This window comes from Dyella lipolytica (genome assembly GCF_030160075.1).
GTDB lineage: Bacteria > Pseudomonadota > Gammaproteobacteria > Xanthomonadales > Rhodanobacteraceae > Dyella_B > Dyella_B lipolytica.
The window spans coordinates 2214774-2223959 of the sequence record NZ_BSNQ01000003.1; the positions used below are offsets into that span (position 1 = coordinate 2214774).

General features: G+C 61.1%; 5 protein-coding genes. 1 reads left to right on the forward strand and 4 read right to left on the reverse strand.

Features of this window, described 5'->3' with window-relative positions:
- Positions 1 to 10: 10 nt before the first annotated feature.
- Complete coding sequence (locus tag QQL64_RS11375) at positions 11 to 2194, reverse strand: NAD(P)-binding protein (RefSeq protein WP_284399404.1); 2184 nt, start codon at positions 2192 to 2194, stop codon at positions 11 to 13.
- Positions 2194 to 3171, reverse strand: coding sequence for an acetoacetate decarboxylase family protein (locus QQL64_RS11380; RefSeq protein ID WP_284399405.1), 978 nt, complete (start codon positions 3169 to 3171; stop codon positions 2194 to 2196). The genes QQL64_RS11375 and QQL64_RS11380 overlap by 1 nt, the downstream gene beginning before the upstream one ends.
- Positions 3172 to 3680: 509 nt before the next feature.
- Here QQL64_RS11380 and QQL64_RS11385 point away from each other — a divergent pair.
- Positions 3681 to 6770, forward strand: a complete 3090-nt coding sequence (locus QQL64_RS11385; protein ID WP_284399407.1) for an autotransporter outer membrane beta-barrel domain-containing protein — start codon at positions 3681 to 3683, stop codon at positions 6768 to 6770.
- 140 nt (positions 6771 to 6910) lie between these two features.
- On the opposite strand, the gene sucD is transcribed toward QQL64_RS11385, so the two are convergent.
- Positions 6911 to 7783, reverse strand: a complete 873-nt coding sequence (gene sucD / locus QQL64_RS11390; RefSeq protein ID WP_284399409.1) for a succinate--CoA ligase subunit alpha — start codon at positions 7781 to 7783, stop codon at positions 6911 to 6913.
- 13 nt (positions 7784 to 7796) lie between these two features.
- Positions 7797 to 8957: an ADP-forming succinate--CoA ligase subunit beta gene (sucC, locus tag QQL64_RS11395; protein WP_345782639.1), complete on the reverse strand. Its 1161-nt coding sequence runs from the start codon at positions 8955 to 8957 to the stop codon at positions 7797 to 7799.
- Positions 8958 to 9186 lie beyond the last annotated feature (229 nt).

The following is a 9186-nucleotide window of genomic DNA, read 5'->3' on the forward strand; positions in this document are numbered from 1 at the left end:
GGGAGAAGAGCTACCACCCCCGCTCCCCTTGGATGGCCGCCGGCAAACCGCAGATGGCACGGCTAGCCTGCATGCCCCCCATAACGGCCGCCTCCACGCATCCGGCATCCAGGCCCGTCTTCAGCCAGTCGCCCGCCAGAAACACATTGGAAAAACCGGACTGATCGGCGCGTAGCCGGTATTTGCTCGTATCGACCAGCGACAACACGTAACGTTCGGAGGGATCGATATTCGCGCGCCAGTACTGGCTATCGAAACGCGACACGCCCGAGCCGCCGGCCGGATCGATCAGCCATGTCCATGGAAATTCGCCAGAGCCAACATGCGTCCACAGCGCATTGATCTGTGTCTGCAACTGATGGATCGCCGTCGTCTTGACCAGCTCCGCGCAATGCGCGGGAAAACCGTGATCGTCGGAAGATGGATACGCATCGAGCGCCAGAGCGTTACAGAAGTACGCGATGTTTTTCGGCTCCTCGCCCGATGGCCATGTTTCCCGGCACAGCAATTGATTCATCGATGCCCACGTATCGAACGGTTCGGTGAAACCCGACAGCACGGGTTCTTCGTCGTGTGCGCCCGGGTAATTCCAGCCGATACCTTGCAGATCCTGGTTCAACCAAACCTGATAAGCCTGCGTCGCCACGGCGGCTACGTTTTGACTGCATTGCTGCAGCGGCGCGCTGACCGCGAGCAGGGGTTGCGCCACCTGCGCGAGACTTGCCACGGACAAACCGAATACGACCTGGTCGAAATCGACACCCAGGCGCAACGTTTTCCGCGGCAATGAAGCACCGGTGGCCTGCCGATACACCTCCGGCCAGCTCGACCAGTGGCTTTCCAGATTGATCCCGTGCGTTGCCAGCAACGCGGCCTGTTGCGGATCGATCTGACCGTAAAGCGGTTGCGACGGCCAGCAGGGCAACCCGTTTACATCCACCAGCGGATCGTAGGCATCGCCGATCAGCGCCACTTGCTGTTCGAGTTCGATCTCATCGACGCGCGTGTTCGTGGCGTCAGGCCGCAACTCACAGAGTTTATGGAAGTAATGAAAGCGCACACCTCGACGTTGGAGCACTTCATACAGCGGCGCAAAAACGACATCACCCATACCGGCTTGCATCTTGTACATCAGTGCACCGCGATAGCCCAGGCCGACCTTGAGCATGCCGCGCAGCATGGTCCCGGCTTCGATCTCGGGGTGCAGCGGATCGCCGTTGCGATACGCAAAGACTAGATCGTAAAAGCCGCGTACGGGCGCGCTATCGACACTCACCGGCTGCGCGCCGTTGCGTGCCAACCAGGCGCGAAAATCGATGTTATTGATAACCTCGAAACCGTCGCCGATCACATCGTCGGTCAACATGCCGATGCCAATGGCCAGCGACATGTCCAACGCAAGGTAAAGACGACGCCAATCATCCGACCATGTATCGGGATCGCCGAACGGTGCAGCGACGTCGTGCAGGGCATGCTGCAAGTCTTGCAACAGCTTCAGCACAGACGGCCAATCGGATGTTGCGGCACCGCCTGCCGAAGCCGATTGCGCGGAGGACCGCGCCAGATCCCTCGCCTTGCGCGCCACCACCAGCGGATCGCCCACATCCTCGAACGCAGTCAAGCCGGCGTGCGCCGCAGCCAGAATGTCGTGCAGCCGACTTTCGCGATGTTGGCCCATGCGAAACGCCGAGCCTTGATGTTTGAAATAAGTCAGTGCCCAGGACTCGAACCAGGACCGCTGCCAATCCAATAATTCGGCCATCGCCGAGCCCACCGTTTCCGGCGCACGCGGTGCGCCGGGCGTGCCGGGAAGTTCGGGCGTGTCGATGGGCCAGACGCGCCAAGTGCTCTCGATCAACTCGGCCAGACACACGTAGTGCTGAGGCTTGAAGGCATCCGTCCATGCCGCCAGCGGACTGCCTGGGGGCCGACCCAGTTCGGCGTATGCCTGCTGCATCAGATTGAAAGCGTTGTCGTAAAACCCGAACCAGATATGCAGGCCGTGTTCCTCGATGCGCTGCGCGATATCCGCGTTGCGACCACTGGCGCCTTTACCGCCGAGCCGCCAACCCATCTGATACACATCGATCTGATAACGATCCTGCCAATGATCACCGCTGGTAAGCCAGAATGCTGCCGTCATGGCACCAACACCGCCACCGAGAATGGCGATGCGTTGTGGTTGCGCTTCCATCAACCCTGCTCCTTGCTGAAAGAGTTGTCGACCAGCTCAATACCGTCGCGAACTTCGAAATCGAAATCGACGCGGAAACCGCAATGCGCCTGCTGCTTACCTATCTTCCAGCCGAGCGTGCGGTTCAACGGAAAACTATCGAAGGCGTGTAGTCGAAGATCGTAGCGACCGTCCAGCAGGGCAATCTTGCGGATCTCCTTCACCTTCGCGGGCGCGGCGACGATGGCCTGATACACCGCGCGATGACCGGTGCCGTCTGGAAATTGTTTGAGGAAGACCTGATCGACGCCCGGAAAAAATTCGAACCACTGATCGAAAGTCTTTCGCCATGCCGGATGCGTGTCCCAGAAACCCGGTGTCTCGTGCATGCACGCAATCAATCCTTCACGCCATGCGAGCACGTCTTTCGACGGCTCATCCTTGACGCCGTCGGTCGCATCCAAATCGATCAAGGGATGTACAGCCAGTTCGGTTTTCAGCGAAAACGGCTGGAAGCCTTTCGCAGCGAGGCGGAAGGTGGTGGGCGGTTCATCCGGCCCTGGCATGGCATAAAAACATTCGTACTTGGGATAACCGTACAACTCGCGCCCGTTGACCAGCGCCATGCAGTCGTCGACCCAGATGTGCAGCGGATACGCATAGAACGTAGGCATCACGTCGCCAGGTTTGGTCGCGCCCACCATCACCCAGGTAACGATGTCGATTTCTTTGCCCCAGCCCTTCACCACATCCGCCGGATAGGCGCTGTGTGCGTGGCTGATCTCAGCGAAGCTGAGCAATACGTAGTGGGTCAGTACGGTGAAATGCATCTCCCCGCGACTGCATGCGTTGAGCGTGTGGTCCACGCTGGTTTGCAGGGCAGCGAGATCACCGGGCACCCAGAAGCCATAGAGGCGCGCTTTGTCCAACGCCAGCGGCGGGTGCATCAACGGCGAACCCGGCGGATACAGAAACGGCGGACGTGATGAAGTAGCCATGCCAAGCACCCCCCAATGCCATCATGCGCGGACCTTTACGCTGGCACGAAACCTGACATTTGTCGATTCACTTTCGATGTCAGCGTGAATGCAACGGGGCGTTGGCGCATGACAACCGCTGATACGCCAGTGATCGATGGCGCCCGCTCGCCCCTGTACAAACGGCATCCGTTCTAAACGGATGCGTGGCTGAACAGCGCACCTAGACACCTAGATCAGCCGTCAATTTAGGTCCAGTCCGATATCTCGCAGGACCTCCTCTACCTACCATTTATCTCGGTAGCAGGACGCTGCCGCGCCGAAGAGACGCAGGGATGCGCAACACGTCTATTCGGCACTGGCCATCTGGTCACCACTGGCCTTCGGAGTCGACACCGCGATGCGGATGACTCCCGACAAGTACGTCGCATGCAACCTGGCGATACGCCTTTTGCGGGCCTTTCTTTGAAAGGCCGAGATCGACTCATTTTCAAAATTTCTGACGAGATGTTTTCACCGGGAGCAAGCGTATGAACAAGGTTTATCGAATTGTGTGGAATGCAGCGACTCAGTCTTGGGTGGCCGCTTCCGAACTGGCCCGCGCTCGCGGTAAATCTACCTCGCCTCGGCGCACTGCGCTGGCGCTTGCCACTCTGTCCGCGCTCGCGGTAGCGCCGGTGTATGCGCAAACGGCGACCATCGACAATGGTCAAGTCGTTGATGTTCCGAATACCCAATCATCGCCGTGGATCATTCCTAGCACGCTTTATGTCGGCGCCAACGCAGACGGCACGCTGAATATTACCGATGGTGGCTCCGTTACCGCCGATGCCGCCTATGTAGGCACGAATGCCAGCGGCAATGGCGCCGTCAACGTCAGTGGCGCGGGTTCAACATTTACCGTTACATCGAGTTCCCGTACCCGATACCTCACTGTCGGTAACTACGGTACGGGTACGATGACCGTTACCGATGGCGGCACCGTCAATACGACGAACGCAAGTGCTATCGGCAATTTCGCCAATTCGGTTGGCACGGTGACCATCGATGGTGCCGGTTCGTCCTGGGTGAATGGCAACGATCTGTATGTAGGTGCCAGCGGTCAGGGAACATTGAACATCACCAACCAAGGTACTGTCACCGGCACTAACGGCTACATTGCCGCTGGCCTGGTTGGCAGCACAGGTGCTGCGGGTACGGTGAATGTAGATGGCTCTGGCTCGGCCTGGAACAACTCGGGCACGACGGTGGTTGGCTACATTGGCCAGGGTGCATTGAATGTCACCCATGGCGGCAGTGTGACGAATGCTGTCGGCTCCATAGGCGATCAAGTCGGTGGCGTCGGTGAGGCTACCGTTAGCGGCCCCGGTTCGAGCTGGTCGAATTCCAACTTGACCGTTGGTAACAACGGCCAGGGCACGCTGACGATCTCCAATGGCGGCACCGCCACCGCCAATGGCGGTGTCGTAGTGGCCTACGAATCGGGCTCGACGGGCACATTAAATATCGGCGCAGCACCGGGTAACGCCGCGACGGCGCCCGGCACGCTTAATACCTCAAACGTAGTGTTCGGTCTCGGCACGGGGGCGATCAACTTCAATCACACGGACGACAGCGGCAACTACGTCTTTGCGCCGACCATCAGCGGCGGCGGTGGCGCGGGCAGTGCCAACGTCAACGTATACAACGGTACGACGGTGTTCAATAGCAACAACACCTATATCGGTACTACGACCCTTTACGGCGGCACCCTCATGATCGGCGACAGTGCGCATGCCGGTGCGTCACTGTCCTACAGCGACGTCGACGTGCAATCGCCCGGTACGCTGTCCGGTTACGGCACGGTCAATGGCAACGTCACCAACACCGGCACCATCGCGCCCGGTAGCGGCGTGCCCGGTTCCACCGCGTTCGGTTCGCTCACCATCAACGGCGACTACACCAGCAACAAGGGTGTGGTGAGCCTCAACACCGTGCTCAACGAGGGCGGCGCGCTGAGCAATCAGCAGACCGACCGTTTGTTGATTGTCGGCAACGTCACCGGTACCACCACGCTGGAGGTGCGCCCGCAGGGTTCGGGTGCCTCGACCGATCTCAACGGCAACAGCATCGTCGATTCCAACGAAGGTATTTCGTTGGTGCAGGTGGGACATGCGACCGGAACGCCGGGAGGTGGCGGCATCATCTCGAGCATCGAGTCGGTGGGCGTCAACACGGTAGCGAGCGCGAATGAAAATTCGTTCGTCCTCAAGAATGGCTATGTCGCCGTGGGTCCGTGGATGTACAACTTGTACGCCTTCGGTCCGGGCTCCACCCATGGCACCGCCGATCCGTCGCAGAACTTGTTGCCGGGCGGCGCACAGCTGGATTGGGACTACCGTTTGGCGAACACGTATGAGACGCCGACGCCGACGCCGACGCCGACACCCACGCCTACTCCAACACCGACGCCAGCGCCAACGCCAACGCCAACGCCAGCACCTACGCCGACGCCAGCTCCGACGCCGACACCGACGCCGGCACCCACACCGACGCCAGCACCGACACCAACGCCGGCTCCGACACCGACGCCAGCACCAACGCCGGCACCGGCGCCGACGCCTGTCGACCCGGCACCACAGCCCGATGACAACAGCGACATCCGTAAAGCGGTACCGCCGCAGGTCGGCTCGTACGTCTCCTCGGCCACGGCGCTGCTGGGTTACGGCGGTCAGACCATCGACACGCTGCATCAGCGGTTGGGTGAAATCCGCAACGTCCAGGCCAAGGACAACGACCAGCTGGGTGGTGAAGTCTTTGCGCGCTACATCGGCACGCAATACAAGTACAGCTCCGACCGCAACTTCAGTCAGTACGGCTACGACTTCAACCAGCAGATCAGCACGCTGCAGTTGGGTGGCAGCATCCTGGGCTGGACGGGCGACAAGAGCAGCCTGCGTGCGGGTTGGGCGGCCGATGCCGGCACCACCACCGTGACGCCTCAGCGCACCAGCATCGGTGGCAGCTCCACCAAGTACAAAGCGCATGGTGCCTCGGCATGGTTGACCTGGCAGCAGGACAACGGCTTCTACGTCGATGCGATCGTCGGCGGCGAAAGCTACAACGGCAAGGTGAGCACCGACCTGCGCGGTTCGGATGTCGCCACGATCCGTGCCCACGGTTGGACGGCCTCGGTGGAAACCGGCTATCCGTTCCAATTGGGCAAGGGCTGGACGATCGAGCCGCAGGCGCAGCTGATGTACCAGTCGCTGGTGTTCAACGACGTGGTCGATAAGGACAACTTGGCGGTGAAGCTGGGTGACGTCGGCCAGGCGACCTATCGCCTGGGTGCCCGCCTCACCAAGAGCGACAACGCCACGTTCTCGCCGTACCTGCGTGCCGATTACATCAACACCGTGGGTGGTCGTCAGCAGGTGAACATCAGCAGCACCGATTGGACGGATGTGCAGGCGACGTTTGCCGGTGGCCGTGCGGGTGCCAGCTATCGCCTGGGCGGTGGTGCGACCAGCCAGTTCACCAAGAATCTGGCGATTTACGGTGAGGTCGATTACCAGGGTGCGCTCAACAACTACGGCACCAGTGGTTGGACGGCCAATCTGGGATTGCGCTGGAACTTCTGATCAAGGTAAGTGCTTCAACTTTAGAGCCGGGCATTGCCCGGCTCTTTTTTTTCGATCGCTGCCGCAACGAACGGCGATGCGGCTCCATAAAAAAAGGGCCGCGTTGCCGCGGCCCTTTTGCGATCGTTCAAGCGATCGAATTACTTCAGCAACTTCGCAAGCGTCTTGCCGAGATCGGCAGGCGACTTCACCGTGGTGACGCCGGCCTTTTCCAGCGCCGCGAACTTCGCAGCCGCCGTGCCCTTGCCGCCGGAGATGATGGCGCCGGCATGGCCCATGCGCTTGCCGGCCGGAGCCGACGCACCGGCGATGAACGAAACCACCGGCTTCTTCACGTACTCGCCGATGAATTCGGCCGCTTCTTCCTCGGCACTACCGCCGATTTCGCCGACCATGATGATGCCTTCGGTCTGCGGATCGTCCTGGAACAGCTTCAGGCAGTCGATGAAGCTCAGGCCGTTGATCGGATCGCCGCCGATGCCGATGCAGGTGGACTGGCCCAGGCCTTCGTTGGTGGTCTGGAACACGGCTTCATACGTCAGCGTGCCGGAGCGCGAGACGATGCCGACCTTGCCCGGCTTGTGGATGTGGCCTGGCATGATGCCGATCTTGCATTCGCCCGGGGTGATCACGCCGGGGCAGTTCGGTCCGATCAGCACGGTTTCCGGATGCTGTTGCAGCACGTTCTTCACGCGCAGCATGTCCAGCACCGGGATGCCTTCGGTGATCGCCACGATCACGCGGATGCCGGCGTCGATCGCTTCGAGGATCGAATCAGCCGCGAACGGCGGCGGCACGAAGATGACCGATGCATCGGCACCGGTGTCGTCGACCGCTTCCTGCACGCTGTTGAAAACCGGCAGGCCGATGTGCTCGGTGCCGCCCTTGCCCGGGGTCACGCCGCCGACCACCTTGGTGCCGTAGTCGATCGCCTGTTCGGCGTGGAAGGTGCCCTGCTGGCCGGTAAAGCCCTGCACGATCACCTTGGTGTTCTTGTTGACCAAAACGCTCATGATTTATTGCTCCTCACTTCGCGGCAGCGACGGCTTTCTTCGCCGCGTCGTTGAGATCGTCGGCTGGCGTGATCGCCAGACCGGAGTTGGCCAACAGTTCGCGACCCTTCTCGACGTTGGTGCCCTGCAGGCGCACCACTACCGGAATCTTCAGGCCCACTTCCTTCACCGCGGCGATGATGCCCTCGGCGATCAGGTCGCAGCGCACGATGCCGCCGAAGATGTTGACCAGGATGGCCTTCACCTTGTCGGAGGAAAGGATCAGCTTGAACGCTTCGGTGACGCGCTCCTTGGTGGCACCGCCGCCGACGTCGAGGAAGTTGGCCGGCTCGCCGCCTGCCAGCTTGATCACGTCCATGGTGGCCATCGCCAGGCCGGCACCGTTGACCATGCAGCCGATGGAGCCGTCCATCGTCACGTAGTTGAGGTTGTGCTGCACGGCAGCTGCTTCGGCGGCGTCTTCCTGCGTGAGGTCGCGCATCTTGGCGAGGTCCGCGTGGCGGAACTCGGCGTTGTCGTCGGAGTTGACCTTGCCGTCGAGGGCGGCGAGGTTGCCGTCTTCGAGAATGGCGAGCGGATTGAGCTCGACCAGCGACAGATCCTTCTCGTTGAACAGCTTGTACAGGCCCAGCATGATCTTGGTCAGCTGCGAGACCTGCTTCGGATTGAGATCCATCGCGAAGCCGAGCTGACGGCACTGGTAGGGCTGCAGACCTTCGATGAAATCCACCACGATGGTGTGGATGTCTTCCGGCGTCTCTTTGGCGACCTGCTCGATGTCCACGCCGCCGTGCTTGGAGGCGATGAAGGTGACGGCCTTGCTGTCGCGGTCGACCAGGATCGACAGGTACAGCTCCTTGGCGATGTTGGTGGCATCGGTCACCAGCACCAGGTTCACCGGCAGCGCGCGGCCGGCGGACTGGTAGGTTTCCATGCTCTTGCCCAGCATGCCTTTGGCGGCAGCATGGACGTCGTCCAGGCTCTTGCAGAACTTGACGCCGCCGGCCTTGCCGCGGCCGCCTGCATGGATCTGGGCCTTGACCATCCATTGCGAGCCGCCCAGGTGCTTGGCGGCGTCGACGGCGGCGTCGGGTGAGTTGGCTACTTTGCCCGGCGGCACGGCAATGCCGTAATGCGCGAACAATTCTTTGGCCTGGTACTCGTGGAAATTCATTCGATACCTCGAGCGAACGGGGGGAAATCAGACCCGTGCGATGGCGACGGCACGGGCCAGGGAGAACGAACGGCGGTGATACGCACTGCCGGCGTGCAGTGCGCCGCGGCCATGTCTAGACAAGGCGGAAACCGCGCAATACGGCCAGGTATTTTCGCGGAAGCCGGTCCCGATGGAAAGGGGCCATAGGAATGGCCCTTTGCGTTCGCCCCTTCTCCCCTCCGGGGAG

What these genes read in the sequence shown, in the direction of transcription:
- QQL64_RS11375 (WP_284399404.1), bottom strand. Translation starts at nt 2,194, where the DNA reads ATGGAAGCGCAACCACAACGCATCGCCATTCTCGGTGGCGGTGTTGGT.
- QQL64_RS11380 (WP_284399405.1), bottom strand. Translation starts at nt 3,171, where the DNA reads ATGGCTACTTCATCACGTCCGCCGTTTCTGTATCCGCCGGGTTCGCCG.
- QQL64_RS11385 (WP_284399407.1), top strand. Translation starts at nt 3,681, where the DNA reads ATGAACAAGGTTTATCGAATTGTGTGGAATGCAGCGACTCAGTCTTGG.
- sucD (WP_284399409.1), bottom strand. Translation starts at nt 7,783, where the DNA reads ATGAGCGTTTTGGTCAACAAGAACACCAAGGTGATCGTGCAGGGCTTT.
- sucC (WP_345782639.1), bottom strand. Translation starts at nt 8,957, where the DNA reads ATGAATTTCCACGAGTACCAGGCCAAAGAATTGTTCGCGCATTACGGC.